Here is a 247-nt window from a genome sequence, read left to right on the forward strand (position 1 = left end):
CAGGTCCGTGCCACCATTCCGGCCGAGATCCCACGTCCCGCCCCACGGGTTATTCAGTACATAGAGGTTGCCAGCGGCGTCCCTGCCGAGGCCCGTTACGCGCGTGAACCGCTTCGGTCCCACCTGGCCCTTCGTTCCCGTCGTAGCGTCAAGATATCCGCCCGTGACCCCGAACGTTCCTGTCAGGACAGGCGCAGCCGACACGTCGTAGGACTTGACGTTCATGTCCGGCCCTTCGTCCCCGATC

At 64.8% G+C, this 247-nt stretch carries 1 pseudogene; it reads right to left on the reverse strand.

The annotated features are described in order from the left end of the window. A pseudogene (locus F6X42_RS43335) lies at positions 1-247 on the reverse strand (SMP-30/gluconolaconase/LRE-like region family protein); the annotation flags it as partial.

This window comes from Paraburkholderia podalyriae (assembly GCF_014397785.1).
In the GTDB taxonomy this organism is placed as follows: Bacteria; Pseudomonadota; Gammaproteobacteria; order Burkholderiales; family Burkholderiaceae; genus Paraburkholderia; species Paraburkholderia podalyriae.